The sequence below is a fragment of the Janthinobacterium rivuli genome (genome assembly GCF_029690045.1).
Taxonomy (GTDB): domain Bacteria; phylum Pseudomonadota; class Gammaproteobacteria; order Burkholderiales; family Burkholderiaceae_D; genus Janthinobacterium; species Janthinobacterium rivuli.
This window is the reverse complement of sequence record NZ_CP121464.1, coordinates 3,065,723-3,090,341: the sequence shown is the minus strand read 5'-3', so window position 1 is coordinate 3,090,341 and position 24,619 is coordinate 3,065,723. Positions and strand designations below refer to the sequence as shown.

Sequence of the window (24,619 nt, the reverse complement as noted above, 5' to 3'; positions counted from 1 at the left end):
CTTATGGCATTAACCACCTTCGCGGAAAGAACACGATGATCAACGACGCACGAAAAATCCCCGCAACGATGGATGCCGAGACGCTGGAATTCATCCAGGGCATGTTCGCCCTGGTGCGCGAAGGCGATACGCAGCAACTGGGCGCCATGGTGGCTCAGGGCGTGCCAGTGAACTTTCGCAACGAAAAAGGCGACAGCCTGATCATGCTGGCCAGCTACCATGGCCACTTGGAAACATCGCGCCTGCTGCTCGAAGCGGGCGCCGACGCCAACGTGCCCAACGACCAGGGCCAGACGCCGCTGGCCGGCGTGGCCTACAAAGGCTACCTGGACATCACAGAGCTACTGCTGCAGCACGGCGCCAAGGTAGAAGGCAACAGTCCGGATGGCAAGACCCCCTTGATGATGGCCGCCATGTTCAACCGCCTGGCCATCCTCGACCTGCTGCTGCAACACGGCGCCCGCATCGATGCTGTGGACAGCCGCGGCATGACTGCCGTTTCATTGGCCAAGAGCATGAATGCGCAGGAGACGCTGGGCCGCCTGGTCAGTTTGGGGCAGACTGCATAGCCCATGCAGATATCGCCAGCGGTCTTGCGACTGGCGTTTAAAAAACTGAGAATCAGAGGCTTAGCTGCTTCATTGATCCGGTATTAGCTTACGCTGCAGGATGGGAGATTATTCCCACTCGATTGTCAATGAGGTTGCTAAGCGGTTGATTTTTCGGTGTTTTCCAAACCATTCAGTTGCCGATACCCGCAAAAATACCCTCACCTGCAAAATCCGTCATTGCCGGTTTGTCGCGACCGAGATGGAAGACACCAGTCCGCTTGCTAGCACCTGGCGCACTGCATTGGGATAGAGCGCGAAACTTCGCGTTGAACCTCAAAACTGCCAGCACCAACTTGCAGCGACTCGTGTATTTGAAGAAACGAGGCCTACCGGCATTCTGAAACGCGGAACCCAGCGTCATAATGTGGCCCTAGCTGCCCAGTAAAGCTTAACGCTGTAGCCAACCGACTGATCGCACGCACTGAAAACAGCAGCAAATTGAACGCGCATCATGCAGCGGTCCCGACGGCGTGCCTAGTTACTGCAAAGTTCGATTATTTGAAATGGCCTTCAGTGAAGGGGCGCAGTATGACCAGTCGTACCGGCAATACCTCGCTGCGCGCGCCGCTTTACATGCCCAACTTGGTCGCACGCCGCCACAATCCCATTCTCTGCCGTTTTGCCGAACGCTTGTCTGCAACGGGCATGGCGAAAAAAACAGTGATTGGCGCAATCATGCACAAATTAGTCCATCTGATCTATGGCGTGATCCATACTGACAGGCCCTTTGATGCGCATTACTGGGCACAAGGACTTGTCGTTCAAGACGGTATCTAACCCCGGCCCTCACGAATGACGGACCGGGTCATAGTCCTGTTCATTCATCATCTTCGCCTTTGAAAAAATTTTGAGGAAACAATTTCCTCATTTCTTCGCGCCGCTCCAAAAAAATAGCGAAATTGTCATTAACATCCGCAATGTTTTGCGTCACTCTAACAATAAATCCATCACCAATCTTTTCCACAAAAAATCCTGATTCTTCTAATTTTTGAATATCGATATCTTTACAAAAATCAGGACCATAGTACATAGCCCATCCTATCCCGCAAATTTCCGGATTCAGTGAAGCATTAAAGGATCCCAAACGAAAGCTATCGTACCGTCCAAGATCTTTAAATTCTTCTTCAACAAATAAATGTAGCATGCCAATTTGCGGAGGAAGAATACAACACCACGACTTAAATAATTCATAAAAATTTACTTTCGATGCGTAGTCCGAAGTAAAGCTGATTTCCCCAGGAACAATCTGAGATTTTATATTTCTTTTTGTATGAGTCACATAACCCAAAGATTTCACCGATTTTTTTCGCCGCCAGGCAAATGTGTCCGCAACTTCAAATGTTCCTCCGCTATAACTCAAAGTAACAGGCGTCGCCCAGAAATTTTCAACACATTTCTTTCCAAGAAACGGTGCATCAAATTTATCAGGATTATGAGAAATTTGCTCAGGAAGGAGATTCCCTTGAAATTCACACAAACTATCTAAAATATGTTCCCCAATACGCCAATTAACTGTTTCGCTCTTTGTTCTGATATTAATTTTTATATACTTTTTCATGACGATTATATTTTCTTAATGGTTTTTGCGACAGGATCATATACGTATATTTCCCCACCCGTTTTTTTAATTTCAGCAACAAGATTCTTGGATATGGTTTTATTTCTTGGACTAACTACCAGATTCAGTGGCTGTCCAGTCTCCTGTGCAATTTGCACTTGCGCTCTAAACTGAGGTGACAGAGATAAATCAACCACATTTTGTGCTTCAATCATTCCTCCAACATTTTTCCCGCTTATATCTACAATTGTCTTAACCTCACGCCCGTCCGCCAACCTGACAGTTATCGCTGTAGTATTTTTCTCCGCACCAACATGTTTAAGTTCATCAATAAGACTTTTTTCAAAATCGATGCCATTTTTGTAATTAATTGAAATCTGCGAATTGGAATTTGCATTTCCAGAATTAGAATTACTTGAAGAGCTTCCAGCGGAGGCAGGGTCACAGCGGAGGCAGGGTCAGGTCCGCCATTCTTACACGGCCTCCGGAGGCAGGGTCATCCGGAGGCAGGGTCAGGTCCGCCATTCTTACACGGCCTCCGGAGGCAGGGTCATCCGGAGGCAGGGTCAGGTCCGCCATTCTTACACGGCCTCAGCCATACCCAACCTAGAATCTCTGCGCAATCTCAGTGCCAATACTTACGGCTCAGATACCCTGTACCGTATGACGCGACCACTACGACTTGAGTTTGCCGGTGTTCTCTACCACGTTACTTCGCGCGGTGACCGGCGTGGCACAATTTATCGGGACGATACTGATCGCCTTGCTTGGCAAGAAGTATTAGAACATGTGTGTGAACGGCACCATTTTATCGTGCACAGTTTCTGCCAGATGAGCAATCATTATCATCTTCTCGTCGAAACGGTCGAGGCGAATCTTTCGCAAGGCATGCGCCAACTCAATGGCGTTTATACCCAGCATTTCAATCGACGCCACAAGCTTGTCGGGCACGTATTGCAAGGCCGCTACAAAGCCATCTTGGTGCAGAAAGAAAATTATCTGTTGGAATTGGCCCGCTACATCGTCTTGAATCCAGTCCGGGCGCACATGGTGGCATCCCCCGATGACTGGTACTGGAGCAGCCATCACTACGTTTTGGACGATGCAGCACCTCCATGCTGGTTGACGCGTGACTGGCTCTTGAGCCAGTTTGGCGTTACGCGCGACGAGGCCATCCCTGCGTACTGCCGGTTTGTCGCGGGCGGGATGGGCGAGGTAAGTCCGCTCGCTCGCACCTGTCACCAGATTCTTCTGGGCGATGAAGCCTTCGTTTCGGCACATCAGCAATCGCAGCGTTCCGATGTATTCAAAGATACACCAAGGCAGCAGCGCCGCGCTGTCACGCTGTCATTAGCACAATATCAAGCCCGCTATAGCGACCGAGACGAGGCCATGGCACGCGCTTATCTGTCAACCGCTTTTACGATGTCCCACATCGCCGCCGCTTTTCACGTCTCGAGCAAGACAGTCAGTCGGGCCGTATTGGCATTTAATAAAGCGCAACTTGCTGTCGATCACGACGGCAAAGGTTGAGACCGTGTACAAAAGTCGGACCTGACCCCGCCCCCATGTTTGACCCCGCCCCCATGTTAAGTGATAGGTGAGTATCTCTCTCTTTTTACTGTAACGTCGCGACGAGTTTTAATATTCACTGACATTCCTTTATGGTCTTTGCACTATAAAATAGATCTATAGTATTCGTCCCCTGTCCTTGATGCATGCTCTGTCCCTCTTTGATCTCCAATTTTACTCCTTTTTTGCAAAAAATATTATTTCGACGTTTTTCCCATCCTAACAAAAGAAGCGTATTAATGTTCTTTTGCAGCAAGGCTGAACTCCACCCCTCATCTTTTAATGTTAAAAAATACGTTGCAGAATCCCTCTGCGCCCTTGGTTTTTTGCCAATAATGTTGCCTCCATTTTTTAATATTTCATTGACATCATTTTCCATGAATATCATTTTCTCATGGCCGCTTATATCAGTTCTATTTTTAATAAATGAAAAAACAAAAATAATAAATATAATGGCGAAAAATATTAAATGTATTTTTTCTTTAATTTTAATGCTCATATGTATAAAATTTCCAGATGGAAGAATTTTAGAGTTGCCGATTATTGATTTATGGGGCCTGATGCTCCTACGTTGACATTAATTGATGGGGCCGGTACTTTTGATATGCCGCCGAATCCGATGCCTACTTCTTTTGCCGTTTCCCCACCTATTGCATGATTAATACCAAGACATGCTCCGTAAGCACAGCCACTTAATCCTGCAGATGCTCCAGTCATAAGGCTATCGGTGCTTTTTGCTTTATCTTCACGGCTTCTATTATACTCATAGCTGCTCGGCAAATACCCGAAAGTTGCTGTGGCTCCATTCGAAGCCGCATCAGGAACAAAGCCGCCCGCATAAATTGTTCCATTATGTAAATTAATGGAAATGGAGACGCCAAAATTAAGATATTTAGTTGATCCGCTAAGCGATAGATAGTCTGGTAGTGGCATCCCCATTTTTAATGTATCCATGCCAGAGGAAGCTGCCCCTCCATAACTCCAGCCAGGAGGAACCGAGAAGTTCTCGAATTTCGGAGAAGTAACGGGGGGAGGGACAGAATTATCCCAGCTGTAGTTTCCACCATCGTTATTTTTAATGAAATCCATAACATTTCTCGATGGCAAACTCAATCCAGTCTGCACCATCTTATGGTTACCATTACCATCTCCAGTTAAAACCATTCCAGTTGTATCGTACAAATCTGTGCTTTTTGTGTTCTTATCAATCCCCACTATCATGCCACTTTGCCAGGTTTCTCCTAGATTTTTATTATTGGCGCTCCGTAACGCATTCTCAAAATCAGAGGCGGTGTACGCTTGACCTTGAGAGTTTCTTAGACCCTGCAAGTTGGCTTTTTCAGCCAACTTACGAGCAAAAGTCTTTTCTTTGGCCAAAGCATCTTCATGTAATTGACGATTGTTTGTATCCGTTGCAATTGCCGTGCTAGCCCCACTTCCTCCGCCGACTAACGCACCAATGCTGCTGGCTGTGACTTCAGCAATCCCTTGCGAAATCATCTTCGCAGCGTCAGGAGATAGACCCTGCTGCTCCAATGCTTGCTGGGTATTTTTTTGCAAATCGGATAGCGTAGTTGCCGCATTAGCAACAGCTCCGGCGCCCAATGCACCTGCAACGCCACCTGTAAGCAAGCCATTCACACTATGTAATGCGGTGCGATAGATGCCTCCCTCCTCCCATTGTTTTGCGGAATTGATCAATTCCAATTGTTTTTCTGGATCTCGTTCCAAATCTGCCATTGCTCTCAGATTTTCAGACTTCGATGCTGCAAAATTTGCAATCAATTTGGGGGAGATGTCATTGAATGCCTGAGTAATCTTGATCTGCGATTGCACTTCAGAATCAAGTGCGCGACCGTCCCAACTTTTCGTCAGCGCCCCGCTTTGGTCCTTATCGCTGCTCACATCGCGGTTGAGTTCGACCAACATTTCCGTCGCTGTCTTGCCTGACAGTGCTTGCTGCTTGGCTGCATCCGTGATCAGGATAGTGCCGCCACTGATGCCCGAGTTTGTCGTGCTACTCTGGCTACCGGATACGTTACCAATACCTCCAGAACCCCCTGGCGCCGATTTCGCACCCGCTGCGGCCTTGTCTTTGGCAGTGCTTGCCGTACTCTGGTCACCTAACTTTCCACTGACTGACCCACTCAAACTAAACCCGCTCGCCGAATGCTCGTCCTTGTTTTGCAGCTCGCTCGTCGTTAAGGTGCCCGTGATCAGCGAGTTCTTGCCGTCCGTGATCGCCTTGCCAGTGCTGGCAATCACACCCGCCTGCAGGTCGGTATTGCCGCTGACGTTGATCTGGAAGCCGCCGTCGCCCGCCTTGATGCCGCTTTGTTCCGTAACGCTGGCAAAGTCACCTTTGGCCTTGCTCTTCGAGACACTGCCGCCGACACTGCTGGCGCCATAGCAGAACGGAGGAATGCACAAGCTCATGTTGAAGCCCGCGCTGCTGCTCTTGCTGGCGTAGGTGCTTGTATCTTGCAAGCTGACAATATTCAAGTTGCCGCCAATGGCGCCCTTGACCATGTCCGCCGCCAAGATGGCCCCCTGCAAGGTGGTATCGCCACCACTGATGATGGTCGCGGTCTTACCTGCCGTCACATAGGTGTTGGTGTAGTAATTGTCCGTGCCATCGGCCTTGCCGCGCGCCTGGTTTGCGGCAATATCGAGGCTGAAACCGTTCTGCGCACCGCCAAAGGTATAGCCGATGCCGATGCTGGAACCACTGCTGCTGTTCTTGCTCGTTTGCGTCGCTGTATTCTGCGCCGCCAGCAAGTTGATCTTGTCGTCGGCGAACAAGGTAAGATTGCCGCCCGCAGCAATCTTGCTGCCAGCTACCGTCAAGTCGCTGCCCGCCCCTGCCCCGGTTGCAACGATGCTGACGTTGCCCGCCGCATTGACCGCGCTGCCGACCACGGTGCTGCTGCTTTGGTGCATGTCGCTTTCGCTCTTGCTGCTGCCCAGGCTGACGCTAATCTTGATGCCAGCAGTGTTAGTCAATCCCTTTGAAGCCATGCCAGCCAGATCCGTGGCCTTCGATGCCAAAGTTACGGCCGCCAAGGCCTGCATGCGCGAGTCCTTCGTCTGTTCGGCTGCCTTTGCCAGGCTGCCGATGCTTTTCACGGCATCGACAATCGGCACGTTGACCGTACCGCCGAGGGCCACCTTGCTGAAGGTCGTGTGCTGCTCGCTGGCATTGCTGTTGTACGCCTCCTTGATCAGCACATTCTTGCCCACGATACTGATATCGCCGGGCAAGCCGCCATTCGCACCCGTGCCGGTCGCCAGCACTTCGCTGGCCGTCTGCGTATATGTCTCGCCCGCGCGTAGCGACACATTGCCGCCCAGGCTGGCAATCTGACTACCCACTTGCGCCACATCCGTGTTCTTGCCATCGCTGGTGGTTTTTACCGTGCCGAAGGCTGGCTGGGTGAAGCTGCCGATAAAGCCGGACTTCTTGCTGTAGCTGCTAGACGTCGTGTCCTTGTCATTCTCGGCACTGACGATGCTCAGGTTGCGCAAGGCGGTCAAGTCAATGTTGCCATCGGCTACCACCGTACTGCCCTTGATGGCGACGTCGCGCCCGCCCACCATCGTCACACTGCCGCCACTGACGGCGCTTCCCGCCTGGGTAACGGTGCGACCATCGTCGGCCTGGCTGGTCAGCGACTTGCTCAGGCCAAAGGTGCCGCTCTTCTTGACTTGCTTGGAGTGAATCTCCTTGCCGTCCAGTCCGACGGACTCGATGCTGATATCGTTTTTCGCCATTAAATTGGCGGCCTCGTGCGCAAGCACCGATGAACCCGCCACCTTCAGATCATGCCCGGCGACAATATCGACGGTATTGCCCGTCAATGAAGTCCCCAGCGCCGTGCTGGTCTGTACGAGATCGCGCGTGGTCGTGGTTTTGCTGGAGAAAGTACCGCTCTTCTTGACCTTGCTTGCCACATCCAGGCTGTCGGTGGCCACGCCATTGACCAGGCTGATGTCATTGCCCGCCACCAGACCCAGCGCCCCGCCCGCCTGCACATCGGCCGCGCGTGCCAGCAAATCATTTCCTGCCTGCAAATTGACATTGCCGGCGCCGATGATCTGGCTGCCTACTTCGCCCGTCTTGCTTTCTTTGCGGTAATTGTTAGCGTTACGCACTTCGTCGTGGGTCGAGGCGATGGTGACGGTATTGAGGGTCAGGTTATTGCCCGCGATCAGGCTGGTCTGGCCATTTGCACTGGCATTGGCGATGACGCCGCCAGTCAGCGTCATATCACGGCCCGCCTGCGCGATCAGCGTATTGCCTTCGCCCGTGCCAGTCACGTACATGCCGGCGACCTTGTCGACGACGGTGCTGGTCTCGCTGTTACCTGCCCATTTCGAGCTGGCATTGCTGACCGTGGTCGTGACCACGTTGATGTCGCGGCCCGCGCCGGCGATGAGCTTGTCCGTCGCGATCACCTGGCCGCCGACATTATTAATGTCATTGCCGGCCAGCATGACGATCTGCTTGCCGCCCAGCTCGCTGCCCTGGCTGGTACTCTTGGTCGAGCTGTTGCCATACCAGCCTTGACGCGTTTCTGTATCACGCGCCGTGACAATATCGATATTGCGTTCGGCAGATAACTGCAGCGTTTCCGCTGCCTGGACATTTGCCGCTTTCAGCTGGATATTGTCACCTGCACTCAGGCGAATATCGCCGGCAGATGAAATAGTGCTGGCGGTTTCTTTACTGGACGTATTGGTCGTGTGCCGCTGCCCAGGACCTGCCAACGTGAACTCACTGCCGCTGTTCACCGTCGTGACGGCAATATCACGGCCGGCTGTAATGCCAATGCCGCCGCGGGTATCCGTATTCACGACGGAAGCACCCGCGATAGTCACGTCGCGCCCGGCAGAAACCAGCAAATTGCCGCTGCCGGCGGTACCATTTCCAGTGACATAAAGGCCCGCCAGGTTATCGAGGCTGGTACGACTGAGACTGTTTTTGCCATCGCTGCCGCTGGACGCCAGTGTCGACGTCTTCACATTGATATCCCTGCCCGCACTGACTTGCAGCTCGCTATTGGCAGAAATGGTGCCGCCAATGTTGTTCAAGTCATTTTTGGCATTTGCAGAAATGGCATCGCCACTGATCCGCCCTCCCAGGTTTTCGATATTTTCCGCGTTCAACTTGACGATCGTACGCCCAGCAATCGTACCGCTATTGGTCAAATCGCCTTCGAGATTCAGATTGACTTCCTTGCCGGCCAATAATCCGCCCTGACCATCGATATCGCCCTCACGCACGCGCACATACACTTGCGGCGCCAGCACTTTTTGCGTGCTGCCGTCGGCCAGCACGACTTCCTGCTCCACCAGCCAGACGATATCGCTGGTCAGCCCCGCCATTTGCTCCGCTGTCAACGCAATACCGGGACGAAGGTCCCATTGCTTGGCAAAGGCAATGCCCTGATCCATCAAGGCCTTGTACTGCTGTTCGTCGTTGCTGTAGTCGCCCACGAAACGTTGTCCCGTCAACGCGGCCACCTGTTCGCGCACCAGGCGTTGCTCGTAGAAACCGTCGCCCAGTCGCTTTTGCGTCACGGACGGATCGCTTTTCACCTGGCTGAGCAGATAGTCGGAACCCGTCCATTCCCGATAGCTGGCAAAGCGCGGATCCGTTTCCACCAGATAGCGGGACGATGGCGCAGAGCTCACTTTATACAGGCTGGCGTTCGGAATCTGCAGCGATGACCCCGTGGTCCGGACCACTTGCGCACGGGTGGATGGGTTGCCCAGTTTCACCTGGGTAATGCCATTCATGCGCACCTGCCCCACGCCACCGACAGCACCTGCGTGTGCCGCGCTGCCTGTCGAGGCTGCGATCGCCACGTCTTTCAGCGGGTTCAATCCGGTTCCGGCGCTTGCTTGCGCGCCATTGACACCGGCCAATGCAGTCGGCGCCAGCGTTGCAATCTCGCCTGCCCGGCCAAGCATGCCCGCATTGGCGATACCGCCTGGCCCGCTTTGGCCCTGCACTTGATCTGCCGCAATGCCAGCCCCGGCGACGGGAACGAGTCCCGTGTGGGTGCTGGCGTGGTCGCCGGCAATGCCACTCAACTGGGCAGAATTCACCGTGCCCACAGCCCCAGCCTGGCCAAGGACGCCACCATGAGCAGCGCGTCCAGGTCCATTGCCGCCTGACACGACCGTGACAGAACCCACAGACGAGCGAGACAGCAAGGCCGCATCAACGCCTGCGCCAGGCTGGCCAGCACCGCTGGCAGCATCAACGTGAGCACTGGACACCGTGTCAACGGCAACAGTACGAGCCGCATCGCCCGTACGCGTGCTGCCCGTCGCACCGTGAGCGCCCGACACCGTGGCTGCGCCCTGTGCGGCAACGCTACCTGCCGCGCCTGTCGACACGTGCTTCAGTGACGTCCCTGTATCCGCAGCGATGCCTGTCGCGCCATCAAGCTTGCTGCCTGGCGTGACGCCAACAGCCGCATCGGTGACGGGATTCCCAGCACGGTCGGTCTTCTGGACAATACTGCCGCCATCGACACGATTGGTTCCTTGACCGCTGACATCCCCCTTCCGGATTTCTGTTGCCTCCGCAGAGAAAGCCGAAGTGCGCACCTGCGTTTCCGCACCGCCTATGCGCTCGCTCGCCCCGCCAACGCCATTTTTGAAGTTAGTATCTGGTTTTGTGCCCTGGCCGCCGGTATTTGCATTTCCTTCATTGCGTGAGGTGCTGGCAGAACTGGACGGCTCAGTTACAGTCCGCTCGAAGGGGGTGTAAGTCCCTTTCGAGTAAACTTCATTATTTCCGCCACGAGCCGTTGTAAAAACTGTTAACTTTCCTTTCTCATGTACAGTTTTCTGACCCTTCGTTGTCTTATTATTTAGAATCGCCCGATCCATATCCAAAGTACCACCAGCAATGATGTGGCTGTTGTCATTCACGATGGCGCTGGCGTTAATTTTCAAATTATTGCTCGCAATAATTCTCCCTGGATCGGAACTAACGATAACGCTCTCAAGGCTTGTGCGAGTGACTTCACGCTTTGTGAAGTTAACAACACCCCCGATACCCGGCAAAGTTAAGATGGTATAGTTGTTAACTTGAGTGATCGGATTGGCGGACATGCCTGGCGTATTCTCTCCATACGTGATATCGCTCCCTGGCACTTGATACTCAGTTATCGTCTCTGTCGTCATCCGCCCTTCCTCAAAAACCAGATGGTTATTAAGCACATTCACCTGGCCTGCATCCAAATTCAAATTCCCCAACGCCTCAATCGTCGCACTGGCATTCGTCACAGACCCAGCCCAGCCCGTGGCGATGCGGTTGCCGTCCAGGTAGCCGCCGATGGCCATGTCGCCGCCGCTGAAGATCAGGCCGTGTTCACGGTTGTTGAGTGCCGTCACGCCGATGTCGAGGCGCTCGCGCGCCGCGATGGTGGCTGCCACGCCGCCTTCCACGTCGTTGTTGACGGTGCCGCCGGCTATACTCAGATGATCACCGTAGATGCGGCCCGTGCCCATGTTGTTCAATGTGCCGACGTTCAGTTGTGTGCTGATGCCGTCGATCACGCCGCGGTTGTTCAGCAGACCGGCGACGTTGACGCGCGTCGTGCCCGCGTTGATGTCGCCCGTGCCGGCATTGTCGAAATTAGCGGCGCCCAGGGTCAGCATGCTGAGCGCCTGGATTTTCCCGGCGTTGGTCAGTTGTCCCCCGATGGTGATATCGGCATTGCCGTTGGCCATCAGTTCTGCCCCGGCATTCAACGTAAAATTGCCGGCCAGATCCAGTGCCAGGTCCTTCTGTGACAACACCTTGCCATCGCCGCTCAAGCTGCCCGCGCGGAGGTCGGTACGCACACCCCCGATGATGGTGCCGCCCGAGTTGGTCACGGCCAGTCCACGGCCGGGACCGGCATCGTGCAGCGCCAGCGTGCCACCGGCGCTGAGCATGCCCAGGGTATTGTTGACGCTGCCCGCGCTGTTGATCGCCAGGTTGCCGTCCGCGCGCACCGCGCCTTGCACATTGCTGACGTTGACACTGTTCAGGGTCACATGGATGCCTTCGATGCCCTGGTTTGCCCCCAGCGTGCTGCTGTTGTCGATCACCCCGCCCGTCAGCGTGACGGCCGCGCCGGAACGGATCAATCCTTGCTGGTTATTGACGCTGCCGCCACCGGCGTTCAGGCCGATATTACCCAGCACCTGGATTTGCCCGCCCTGGTTTTGCAAGCCGCTCAAGGTCAGGTCCAGCGCCGACTTGCCGACGACCTGGCCGCCACGGTTGTCCAGCTGGCCTACGCTGCCCGTGATGTTGCCAGCGGCGCCCAGGTAGCCACCCGCATTGTTCCAGCTGCCCGCTTGCAGGCTGAGGCCGGCGCCGCTGCTGATGCCACCAGCGCTGCCAGGATGGCGCACCGCATACGCGCCCGCATTGGTATTGAGCAAGGCGTTGCTGTGCGTATCGATGGTCATGGCGCCGCCCGATTGCAGCAAGCCGCCATCGTTGTCCAGGATACCCGTCTGCAAGTTGACGGTTCCTGCACCCGCCAAGGTTCCCTGGTTGTTGTTGAAGACTTGGCCGTGCGTATCGAGCGTGACGTTCGCGCCGGCAATGGTGCCTTGCCCGTTCCACAGACCGCCATTACGCAGGATGATGTCGCCACCCGCTTGCAGGGTGCCGCCACTGTTGACGGTGGCGCCCGTAGTGATCACCTGCAACTGGCCCTGCACCGAGGCCAGCTTGCCGCCGGCGCTGTTGTCGACGCTGGCCGCGTTCACGCTCATATTGCCCGTGGCGGCCAGCAAGCCGCCCGCATTGTTCAATGCCTGCGCCACGTTCGCCGTCAGTTGTCCGCCCGCTGTGGCGCTGCCGCCCTGGTTCAGCAGATTTCCGGCACCCAGCACGACATTGCCGCCGCCGGCGATGGCGCCGCCATGCCGGTTGTCCAGCACATTGTTCGCCGTCACCGTCAGATTGGCGGTACCCGCCGCCTGCAGCTTGCCGCCTTGGTTATTCAGGTTCGGTGCGACGATATTGGTGTTGCCGTTGCTGGCGATGGTGCCGCCATGGTTGTCCAGGCTGGTCGTCAATTGGATGCTGGTATCGCCTTTACCCAGCTGCGTCAGGTTGCCACCGCCATTGTCCAGAGTGCTACCCGTCACGCTGATTTGCTGCGCGATGGTACTGGCGTTGCGGTGGTCAATGGCGCCGGCCGTGACGACGAGGGCGCCATTGCCCGTGATCTGTCCGCGCAGATCGTTCAGCTGGTTCGCTTGCAGGTTCAAGGTGCCGCTGCCCGCATGCTCGATCTTGCCATCCGTGTTCGTCAGGGTGGCTGCCTTCAGGGTCAAGTTGGCGCTGTTGACGGCAATGCGCCCGCCCGTGTTGTCCAGCACGCCCGCTGGCGCCGTCATCTCGATAGCCGTATTGCCGGCACCCGTCTGCACGATGCTGCCTTGCTGGTTGTTCAGGTTGGCCACACCAACAGCCAGCTGGCCAGCGCTGATGTCGCCGCGCTGGTTGTTCCACGTCTGGCTATTCGCACCGGTCTTGATCGTCAAGGCGCCCGGCGTGGTGACCACGGCGCCGCTGGTGCTGACATCTCCCACGCTGGCCATCAGGCTGATATTGCCGGCACTGCTGCGGCTGCCACCGAGGTCGACGCTGCCACCGCTCAGGATGGCATTGTCTGCCGCCAATACCTGGCCATGAGCACCCAACGCCTGCTGCGCCGTGACTTGTAAGTTGCCGCTCGCCTGCAAGCTGCCATCGGCTTTCACACCCGCCCCGATCAGGCTGGCCGCGCCGCTGTTGACGCTGGTGGCGCTGATCGTGTTGTTGCCCTGGGCCAGGATCACGCCGGCATTCTCCAACGCTCCGCTCAGCTTCAGCACTTGCTCGCCGCCGGCAAACAGGCTGCCGCTGTTGCGCACGCTGCCCGCCGTCGTCGTCAGATTGCCGCTGGCAACGATGCTGCCCTGTGCATTGAGCAGCTCGTCCATGCTCAATTGCGCATTGCCGCCTGCCGCCTGCAATTGGCCCAGGGTATTGTCCACCTTGCCACCGGCCAACGTCAGGTCGCGCCCGGCAATGATCACGCCGCTGGTATTGTCCAGCTTGGCCGTCGCCGCCACATTGACGTCCTGCGCGGACGCAATACGGCCATGATCGTTGAGCAACTCGCCCGTTTCCACGCGCACGTTGCCATTCCCCTCGATCTTGCCGCCGCTATTGTCCAGGCGCGTGCTGGCCTGCACCGTTGCCGCACTCGTGCCCAGCTGCGTGATCTGCCCCTGGCGATTGTCGAGGACGCCAGCAGAGACGTTCACCTGCTGCGCCAGCAGGCTGGCGTTGCGGTGATCGATGTAATTGGCCGCCACCTGCAGCGCGCCATTGCCCGTGAGCTGGCCCCGTTGGCCGTACAGATTCGTGGCGCGGATGTCCAGCACACCCTTGCCCGCATGCTCGATCTTGCCATCGATATTCGTCAGGTCTCCCGCCTGCAGGCGCAGATTGGCGCTGTTGACGGCGATGCGCCCGCCTGTATTGTCCAGCGTGCCCGTTTCGATGACCGTGTCACCAGCGCCCGTCTGGATCAAGGTGCCCTTGGTGTTGTCCAGGTTGGCAACGCGCAGGGACAGTTGCCCGGCGCTCAGGCTGCCGCCCTGGTTCACCAGTGCCTGCCCGTTGGCGGCATTCGCCATGATGGCCAGCAAGCCGTTGGTCGACACAACGGCCTTGCTGGTCGTCACATTGCCCGTCAAGGCCGTCAAGCCGACATTCGCCGCGCTGGTCTGGCTGCCGCCCACGTCGACCGATGCGCCCGTCAGCTGCAACTGGCCCGCCGCCATGTTCTGGCCACCGGCTTGCAAGGCGCCACGGGCTGTCACCGTCAGGTCACCGGCCGAGGCAAAGCTGCCATCGGCGCGCATGCCTGCCGCCAGCAAACCGTTGCCGCTGAGCTGTCCTACCGTAATCGTCGTATTGCCCAGTGCGGCCAGCGAGCCGGTATTACTCAGCACGCCACCGACATCCAGGGTCTGGTTGCGCCCCGCATACAGCACGCCAGCGTTGAGCACGTCGCCGCTGACCTTGGCCGCGATATCCGTGCCCGCGCTGAGCGTGCCCTGCGCATTGCGCAGACTGGCCGCATCCAGTCGCAAGGCGCCAGTGCCCGCCTGCAGCAAGCCGCGCGTATTGTCGATGGCACCGCCCAAGTGCAAATCGGTCGCCGCCGCGATCACGCCGTCGGTATTAACGAGTGCGCCAGTGCTGGCGATGTCGGCGGACGTTGCCGAGGTGATCTTGCCTTTGGTGTTGTCCAGGCTGCCGGTCTGCACCGACAGCACGCCGTTGCCGGCGATTTCCCCACTCGTATTGTCGAGCTGGCCCGTGACGGCGACCGTCATGCCGCCCACGCCCGTTTGCAGCAGATGACCGCCCCGATTGCTCAAGCTGTCTGCCTGCACGTTCAGGGTATGGCCCGTGGTGGTCGCGTTGGCGTGGTCCAGCAAGCCAGCCTTGAGATCGACGGCGCCATTGCCGATGATGCTGCCGCCGGCTCCCTGCAAGTTGGCCGCCGTGATGGCCAGGGTGCCGGCCCCCGCATGCTCGATCTTGCCGCCCGTATTCGTCAAGGTGGCCGCACCCAGGGTCAAATTATTGCTATTGACAGCGATGCGCCCGGCGCTATTGTCCAGCTTGCCCGTCTGCATGACGGTATCGCCCGAGCCCGTCTGTATCACGGTACCCTTGGCGTTGTTCAGATTGCCCACGTGCAGATCGAGTTGGCCAGCCTGCAAGGTGCCTTCCGTGTTGTGCAAGGTGGCATTGCTCATGATGTTGAGCGTGCCTGGCGTCGTAACCACCGCCTTGTTCGTGCTGACATCGCCCTGTGTTGCCGTCAGGCCGATGTTGGCGGCACTGGTCTGGCTGCCTGACATATCCACGCTGGCGCCGGTCAGATTGGCGCTGCCTGCTGCCAGGACTTGGCCATGCGCAGCCAGCGTTTGTGTAGTGCTGATCGTCAGGTCACCGGCTGTGCCCAGCTTGCCATCGGCCTGCATGCCGGCGCCGATCAGGCTGCTTGCACTGCTGTCGAGGCTATTCGCCGTAAGACTGTTGTTCCCCTGCGCCGCGATCACGCCCGTGTTGACGATGGCGCCGCTGGCGTTCAGGGTGTGATTGCCGGCCGCGTACAGGTTGCCGGTATTGTTCAGGCTAGCCAGGGTAGCGTTCAGGTTGACGCCGGCAAACACGCTGCCCGCGTTGTTGTTCAACTTGCTCACGTTCAAGGTCGCATCGCCGGCCACGGCTTGCAGTTGTCCCTTGGTATTGTCGATGTCGCCACCGTTCAATGCCAGATTGCGGCCGGCGCCCACGGTGCCTTCCGTGTTGTCCAGGCTACCGAAGTTCAATGCGGCATCCTGCGCCGCCACGATGCGGCCTGTGCTGTTCAGCAAGGTTGCGGCTTTTACCAGTGCGTCGCCATTGCCCTCGATCTTGCCGCCCGTGTTGTCGAGCTGGCCTGTGGCCGCGACCGTCATCAAGCCAGTGCCCATCTGCGCCAGGCTACCACTGCGGTTGTTCAGCGTACCGGCATTGATGGTCAGCTGATTGGCCACCGTCGTCGCATTGCGATGATCAAAGGCGGCTGCCGTGATGTCGAGCTTGCCATTGCCCGTGATCTTGCCATGCTGGTTGTTGAACTGACCCGCGTTGATGGCAAGGAGGCCCGCGCCTGCGTGTTCCAACTTGCCATTGATGTTCGTCAAGACCGTGGCGTTAAGGACCAGGTTATTGCTGTTGACAGCGATGCGGCCAGCCGTGTTGTCCAGCTTGGCTGTGGTGATGACGGTGTCGCCTGCGCCCGTCTGCACGATGTCGCCGCTGGCGTTGTTCAGATTGGCCACGTTCAGCTGTAACTGCCCTGCCACCAGTTGCCCTTGGCTGTTCACCAGCGACTGGGCGTTATTCGCGTTGGCCGTAATGGCCAGCACGTTGCTGGCCGAGATAACGGCTTTATTCGTCAATACGTCGCCGCTGCGTGCGGTGATGGCGATGTTGGCGGCGCCCGTCTGGCTAGCCGAGAAATCAATGGAATCGCCCTTCAGCACGGCGCTGCCCGCCGCCAAGTTCTGTCCGCTCGCTTGCAGCACGCCATCGGCACTAACCGTGAGATCGCCCGCCGTACCCAGGCTACCGTCCGCGTTCACGCCGGCGCCCAGCAAGCCGCTGCTGGTGACTTTGCCAGCCGTAATATGGGTGTTGTTGACGGAGGCAATCGATCCCGTGTTGCTCAGCAAGCCGCCCACCGTCAGCTGCTGGTTGCGGCCCGCATACAGCAGGCCCGCATTGTTCAAGTCTGCGCTGAGGCGCGCCGTCAGGTCCTTGCCGGCGCTTACTGTCCCCTGCTGATTCAGCAAGGTTGCCGCATCAAGCTGCAAATTATCCGCCTGCAATACACCGCGCGTGTTGTCGACAGTGACGCCGCCGACGTACAAGTCGGCGACCGCAGCCAGCACGCCATCGGTATTGTTCAGCGCCGCCTTGCTGACAATTTCCGCCGATGCGGCGGACGTGATACGGCCCTTGCTGTTGTCCAGCACGCCTGCTTGCAGATCCAAGATGCCCGTACCCGCGTGCTCGATCTTGCCTTCTTTGTTGGTGACCTTGACGGCATCGATGTTCAGATTACTGCTGTTGACGGCGATGCGCCCGGCCGTGTTGTCCAGACTGCCGGTGACGATCCTCGTATCGCCCGTGCCAGTCTGCAGTACCGTGCCCTTGGCGTTGTCCAAGTTACCCACATGCAGGTTGAGCTGGCCTGCCTGCACCGTGCCGTCCATGTTATGCAGGGTCGTGGTGCTCGTCACATTCAATGTACCCGGTGTCGTCACCACCGCTTTATTCGAGCTGACGTCACCCTGGGTTGCCGTCAGGCCGATGTTGGCGGCGCTGGTCTGGCTGCCAGACAGATCCACATTAGCGCCAGTGAGATTGGCGTTGCCCGCCGCCAGATTCTGCCCATGCGCAGCCAGCGTTTGCGCGGTATTGATAATCAAGTCACCAGCCGTGCCCAGCTTGCCATCGGCCTGCATGCCAGCGCCGATCAAACTGCTTGCACTGCTATCGATGGACTTCGCCGTGATGCTGTTGTTGCCCTGCGCCGCGATCACGCCCGTGTTGACGATGGCGCCGCTGGCGTTCAAGGTCTGATTGCCGGCCGCGTACAGGCTGCCCGTATTGTTCAGGCTAGCCAAGGTGGCGTTCAGGTTGCCGCCGGCAAACACGCTGCCTGCGTTGTTGTTCAACTTGCCCACGTTCAAGGTCGCGTCACCGGCCACGGCTTGCAGTTGTCCCTTGGTATTGTCGATGTCATCGCCGGTCAATGCCAGATGACGGCCTGTTGCCACCGTGCCATCCTTGTTATCCAGGCTACCGAAGTTCAACGCGGCATCCTGCGCCGCCACGATGCGGCCCGTACTGTTCAGCAAGGTTGTGGCCTTTACCAGCGCATCGCCATTGCCCTCGATCTTGCCGTCTGTGTTGTCGAGCTGGCCCGTGGCCGCGACCGTCATCAAGCCGGTGCCCGTCTGCGCCAGGCTGCCGCTGCGGTTGTCCAGCGTACCGGCATTGATGGTCAGCTGATTTGCCACCGTCGTCGCATTGCGATGATCCAAGGTGATCGCCGTGATATCGAGCTTGCCATTGCCCGTGATCTTGCCATGCTGGTTGTTGAACTGGTTCGCGTTGATGGCAAGAACGCCAGCGCCTGCGTGCTCCAGCTTGCCGTTGATGTTCGTCAACACCGTCGCATTCAGGGCCAGGTTCGCGCTGTTGACGGCAATACGGCCAGCCGTGTTGTCCAGTTTTCCTGTGGTGATGACGGTGTCACCCGTGCCCGTCTGCACGATGTCGCCGCTGGCGTTGTTCAGATTGGCCACGTTCAGCTGTAACTGCCCTGCCACCAGTTGCCCTTGGCTGTTCACCAGCGACTGGGCGTTATTCGCATTGGCCGTGATGGCCAGCACGTTGCTGGCCGAGATGACGGCTTTATTCGTCAGTACGTCGCCGCCGCGCGCTGTGATGGCGATGTTGGCGGCGCCCGTCTGGCTGCCCGACAGGTCCACATTTGCGCCCGTCAATACGGCATTGCCTGCCGCCAGGTTCTGACCGCTCGCTTGCAGCACGCCATCGGCATTAACCGTGAGATCGCCCGCCGTACCCAGGCTGCCGTCCGCTTTCACGCCGGCGCCCAGCAAGCCGCTACTGGTCACTTTTCCAGCAGTAATATGGGTGTTGTTGACGGAAGCAATCGATCCCGTGTTGTTCAACAGGCCGCCCACCGTCAGTTGCTGATTGCGGCCCGCATACAGCAGACCCGCGTTGTTCAAGTCTGCGCTGATGCGCGCCGTCAGGTCCTTGCCGGCGCTTACTGTCCCCTGCTGATTCTGCAAGGTCGCAGCATCAAGCTGCAAATTATCCGCCTGCAATACACCGCGTGTGTTGTCGACAGTGACGCCGCCGATGTGCAAGTAGGCGGCCGCCGCCAGCACGCCATCCGTATTGTTCAGCGCCGCCTTGCTGACGATCTCCGCCGAGGCGGCGGACGTGATACGGCCCTTGCTGTTGTCCAGCACGCCCGATTGCATATCCAAGATGCCCGTACCCGAGTGCTCGATCTTGCCTTCTTTGTTGGTGACCTTGACGGCATCGATGTTCAGATTACTGCTGTTGACGGCGATACGCCCAGCCGTGTTGTCCAGACTGCCGGTGACGATGGTCGTGTCGCCCGTGCCTGTCTGCAAGACAGTACCTTTGGCGTTGTCCAGGTTTGCCGCATGCAGGTCGAGTTGCCCCGCCTGCAAGGTACCATCCGTGTTATGCAGGGTCGTGGTGGTCGTCACATTCAATGTGCCCGGCGTCGTCACCACCGCTTTATTCGTGCTGACGTCACCCAGGGTTGCCGTCAGGCCAATGTTGGCGGCGCTGGTCTGGCTGCTGGCGATGTCGATGCTGGCGCCCGTCAGATTGGCGCTGCGCGCCGCCAGATTCTGGCCATGCGCAGCCAGCGTTTGCGCGGTGTTGATCGCCAGATCACCAACCGTGCCCAGCTTGCCATCGGCCTGCATGCCGGCGCCGATCAGGCTGCTTGCACTGCTGTCGAGGCTATTCGCCGTAAGACTGTTGTTCCCCTGCGCCGCGATCACGCCCGTGTTAACGATGGCGCCGCTGGCGTTCAAGGTCTGATTGCCGGCCGCGTACAGGCTGCCGGTATTGTTCAGGCTAGCCAGGGTGGCGTTCAGGTTGGCGCCGGCAAACACGTTGCCCGCGTTGTTGTTCAACTTGCCAACGTTCAAGGTCGCATCGCCCGCCACGGCTTGCAGTTGTCCCTTGGTATTGTCGATGTCGCCACCGGACAGCTGCAGATGACGTCCTGCCGCGACCGTACCGTCCTTATTATCCAGGCTACCGAAGTTCAATGCAGCATCTTGCGCCGCCACGATGCGGCCTGTGCTGTTCAGCAAAGTGATGGCCTTCACCAGCGCATCACCATTGCCCTCGATCTTGCCACCCGTGTTGTCCAGCTGGCCCGTGGCCGCGACCGTCATCAAGCCCGGGCCCGTCTGCGCCAGGCTACCACTGCGGTTGTCCAGCGTACCGGCATTAATGGTCAGCTGATTCGCCACCGTTGTCGCATTGCGGTGATCCAGAGCGGCTGCCGTGATGTCGAGCTTGCCATTGCCCGTGATCTTGCCGTGCTGGTTGTTGAACTGGCCAGCGTTGATGGCCAACACACCGGCACCAGCGTGCTCCAGCTTGCCGTTAATGTTCGTCAACACCGTCGCGTTCAGAGCCAGGTTCGCGCTGTTGACAGCGATGCGGCCGGCCGTGTTATCCAGCTTGGCTGTGGTGATGACGGTGTCGCCCGTGCCCGTCTGCACGATGTCGCCGCTGGCGTTGTTCAGGTTGGCCACGTTCAGCTGCAGCTGACCGGCAACCAGCTGGCCCTGGCTGTTTACCAGTGACAGGGCGTTGTTCGCGTTGGCGGTAATGGCCAGCAGATTGCTGGCGGAAATCAGTGCCTTGTTCGTCACGACATCGCCAGTATTTGCCGTGATGGCGATGTTCGCCGCGCCCGTCTGGCTGCCAGACAAATCAATGGAATCACCTTTCAGCACGGCGCTGCCCGCCGCCAGGTTCTGTCCGCTCGTCTGCAAGATGCCATCCGCATTGATGGTCAAATCGCCTGCCGTACCAAGGCTGCCGTCCGCTTTCACGCCGGCGCCCAGCAAGCCGCTGCTGGTCACTTTGCCCGCCGTAATATGGGTGTTGTTGACGGAGGCAATCGATCCCGTGTTGTTCAGCAAGCCACCCACTGTCAGTTGCTGATGGCGGCCCGCGTACTGTAGACCTGCGTTGTTCAGGTCACCACTCACTTTCGTCGTCAAGTCCGTGCCGGCGCTGACCGTGCCTTGCTGGTTCAGCACATTCGCGGCATCCAGACGTAAATTGTCCGCCTGCAAGATGCCGCGCGTGTTGTCGATATTCACACCGCCGACCTTCAAATCAGCAGTCGCAGCCATCACGCCATCGGTATTATTCAGAGCTCCTTTGCTGGTAATGTTCGCCGAAGCAGCGGACGTGATACGCCCCTTGCTGTTGTCCACCACGCCAGCTTGCACTTGCACGCTGCCATTTCCGGCGATGCTGCCGCGCGTATTGTCCAGCGCCTGTGCCACATCCACGCGCATCTGTCCCGGTCCCGTCTGCTGCAGGGTGCCGTCGCTATTGTCCAGCTGGCCGGCCTGCACCGCTACCTGCTGCCCGGAAGTGATGGCATGGCGGTGATCGATTGTTTCCGCCTGGATATCAACTAAACCATTGCCCGTCACCTTGCCCCGTTCGTCATCGAAGCGCACGGCATCAATATTCAGGCTGCCCGTGCCCGCGTGCTCGATACTGCCGTCGCGGTTAGTCATCTGTTCGGCGGTCAATGACAGATTGGCGCTGTTGACGGCGATGCGCCCGCCCGTATTGTCCAGGGTGCTGCCTTGCAAGGTGGTGTCGCCATTGCCCGTCTGGATGAGGGTGCCGCTGCGGTTGTCCAGCGATCCCATTTTCAGGTCCAGCTGCCCCGCGCTCAGGGTGCCGCGCACGTTCGACAGGGCCTGGCTGCTGCCTGCCGCCGTCACGGACAGCAGGCCGGTCGTTGTCACCAGTGCGTTATCGGTGACGACATTGCCGGCACTGGCATTGAGCGCAATAGCAGCGCCGCCCGTCTGGCTGCCGCTCAGGTCGATGGCGGTGGCGTGCAGGCTGGTCTTGCCAGCGGCCAGGTTCTGACCGTGCGCACTGATCGCTTGCCCAGCCGTCAGTTGCAACTGGCCGTTGCCGGACAGGCTACCGTCGCCGCGGATGCCGGCGCCCAGCAAGCTGCCGGCCGTGCTGTCGATCCGGCTGGCGTCAATACGGTTGTCGCCCTGCGCGGCGATGACGCCGCTGTTGCTGACGGCGCCGCTCACTTGCAGCGCCTGGCTGCCGGCCGCATACACATTGCCGCTGTTCAGTACTTCGCTAGCATTGGTGGCAAGATTGCCACCGGCAAAGACGCTGCCGGCAGTGTTGTTCAGCTTAGCCAAGGATAGGCTGGCATCACCCGCCAGCGCCTGAATCTGGCCGCGCGTATTGTTGACGTCGCCGCTGTCGAGGCGCAATGTACGGCCCGCAGCCAGGGTAGCCTCGGTGTTGTCCAGCGCGCCAGTGGACAGTGCCAGGTCCGTGCCCGAGACGATACGGCCTTTCTGGTTTTGCACATTGCCTGCCTGCACGCTCAAAGCGCCATTGCTTTCGAACGCACCGCTGCGGTTGTCCAGCCCGTTGCGCACCTGCACGCGAGTGTCGCCTTGGCCGCTTTGCGCCAGGCTGCCGCCCCGGTTGTCCAAGGTGCCGGCGTTGATGCTGAGCTGCCCAGCCACCGTGCGGGCATCGCGGTGGTCGATCTGCTCGCCGCTCAGCGCCATGGCGCCATTGCTGATGATGCTGCCGCGCTGCAAGTTGATCTGCGCCGCGCCGATCTCCAGCGCGCCCGTGCCCGCATGCTGGATTTGCCCGTCCTGGTTGCTCAGGCTGGCAGCCTGCAGGCGCAGCGCCTGGCTGTTCGTGGCGATGACGCCGCGCGTATTGTCCAGGCTTCCAGGCAATTGAATCGCCAGGTCGCCGGCGCCCAGTTGCATGAGCTGGCCGCCTACGTTCGACAAGTCGTGCGCGTTCACGCCCAGCTGTTGGCCCGTCAGTTGTCCGCCATCGCTGCGCACGGTCTGCGCCGCGTCCAGTTGCAGGCGTTCGCGTGCACTGACCTGCGCGCGGCTGGCGTCGAGGCCGCCGGCGCTGGCGCCCAGGCTGACGTTCGCGCCCGACACTTGTGCGTCGGCCAGCTCCAGCCGACGCGCGGACAGCGTGCTGTCGCCGGCTGCCACGGCCATGCCATGCACGGCCACCAGATCGCCCGCCAGCACGTTCAGCTTGCCGCTGCCCGACAGGGTGTTATCCAGGTTGAGGCCGGCCGCCAGCACGGAACCCGCCCCCGTATCGATACGCGAGGCGGCGCCCATTGCCTGCACACTGGTATTGCCCTGCGCCGCAATCACGCCACTGTTGGCAATATTGCCCTGCGCCTGCACCTGGCTGTCACCGCCCGCATACACGGTGCCGCTGTTGGCCACGTCGCCCGCGACGGTAATGCTCGTCTGGCTGCCAGCGCCGGCGGACTGGATATTGCCGTTGTTGCTCAGCCAGCCATTCGATTGCAGCACCAGGTTGCCGGCCGTGGCCGCCAACACGCCCGCATTGCGCACGCCCAGGCCCGCTTCGGTGCCGATCAGGGTGATCTTGCCTGCATACATGCCGCCCAGTTGCGCCACGTCCAGCGCGTAGGCGGGGGCCGGACCCGCGCCATTGACTGCGCCCGCCACGCCATGCGCCGCATCGATCTGGTTAGTTCCCGTCACCACCTTCAATTCCTGCGCCCAGATACCGCCATTGATCTGCGCGGCGCGCGCCAAAATCGCCGTGTAGTCGCTCAGCGACGTGTCCAGTCCCCTTCCATTGATGCTGACCACGCCGCGCTGCACCATGTAACCGTCCAGGTTGCCTCCGTTGAGGATCGGTGTGCCTGTCGTCAGCGTGACCCGGCTGGCATTGATGAAACCGCCGCCGTCGACGGCCACGCCGGCCGGGTTGGCGATGACGACTTCGGCGCGCTGGCCCGCTACCTCGACGTAGCCGCGCAGTTGGCTGGGGTTGGCCGAATTGACTTCGTTCAATATCACGCGCGCGCTGCCGCCTGCCAGCCAGGGGTTACCTTGTACCCAGCCGCCCGTCTGCGTCTGCACATTGCCGCGGCTATTGTTGAGGATGGCGCCATTCGCCGTCACGTCGAACTGGCTGTAGGTATTGCGCGAGACACCCGCCGCGCTCGGCGTCTGGATATTCACCTGCGTTACGCCATTCGCGCTTTGCACCACGGTCGGACGCTGACGGCCCGGCGCATTCGGGTCGGACACGATCTGGCCCATGGCCGGACCGGCCACAAAGCTCACCATGCCCAGCGCGCCGAATATCGCCAAGGCCAGCGGCCGCAACCTGGCATTGACCCCGCCGCCATCACCGCCAAATACGCCGCTGTCCAGGCCACCTTCCCCCTTGGCCGCCTTGCCTTGCGAGGAAGCGTTTTCGGCGACGACCATCAATTGGCCACGGCGTTTGTTGAAGATGATGCGGTACAGGTTCTTGTTCATGAAAGTCCTAATAGCGGCCAAAAACAGATAAAGGAAAACGTCTGGCGGATGGCTGCGTTTAGTGACTTGA

At 58.6% G+C, this 24,619-nt stretch carries 7 protein-coding genes; 3 read left to right on the top strand and 4 right to left on the bottom strand.

Annotated features, from left to right (window positions below; translation table 11 throughout):
- The first annotated feature begins 35 nt into the window (after positions 1-35).
- Entirely contained in the window at positions 36-569 is a 534-nt protein-coding gene (locus P9875_RS14115) for an ankyrin repeat domain-containing protein (RefSeq protein ID WP_278318736.1), read from the top strand.
- A gap of 570 nt (positions 570-1,139) precedes the next feature.
- Entirely contained in the window at positions 1,140-1,388 is a 249-nt protein-coding gene (locus P9875_RS14110) for a hypothetical protein (protein WP_278318735.1), read from the top strand.
- A 40-nt stretch (positions 1,389-1,428) separates the two neighbouring features.
- Here P9875_RS14110 and P9875_RS14105 read toward each other — a convergent pair whose 3' ends face one another.
- Entirely contained in the window at positions 1,429-2,169 is a 741-nt protein-coding gene (locus P9875_RS14105) for a hypothetical protein (RefSeq protein ID WP_278318734.1), read from the bottom strand.
- Positions 2,170-2,174: 5 nt separating this feature from the next.
- Positions 2,175-2,501, bottom strand: coding sequence for a putative toxin (locus tag P9875_RS14100; RefSeq protein ID WP_278318829.1), 327 nt, complete (start codon positions 2,499-2,501; stop codon positions 2,175-2,177).
- Positions 2,502-2,832: 331 nt separating this feature from the next.
- Between P9875_RS14100 and P9875_RS14095 the strand changes: the two genes are divergently transcribed.
- On the top strand, positions 2,833-3,702 hold the full coding sequence (locus P9875_RS14095) for a transposase (protein ID WP_278318733.1): 870 nt from the start codon (positions 2,833-2,835) through the stop codon (positions 3,700-3,702).
- A gap of 115 nt (positions 3,703-3,817) precedes the next feature.
- Here P9875_RS14095 and P9875_RS14090 read toward each other — a convergent pair whose 3' ends face one another.
- Together P9875_RS14090 and P9875_RS14085 are read right to left on the bottom strand one after the other, a co-directional pair.
- Positions 3,818-4,240: a hypothetical protein gene (locus P9875_RS14090; protein WP_278318732.1), complete on the bottom strand. Its 423-nt coding sequence runs from the start codon at positions 4,238-4,240 to the stop codon at positions 3,818-3,820.
- A gap of 41 nt (positions 4,241-4,281) precedes the next feature.
- Positions 4,282-24,549, bottom strand: coding sequence for a hemagglutinin repeat-containing protein (locus tag P9875_RS14085; protein ID WP_278318731.1), 20,268 nt, complete (start codon positions 24,547-24,549; stop codon positions 4,282-4,284).
- Positions 24,550-24,619: the final 70 nt, after the last annotated feature.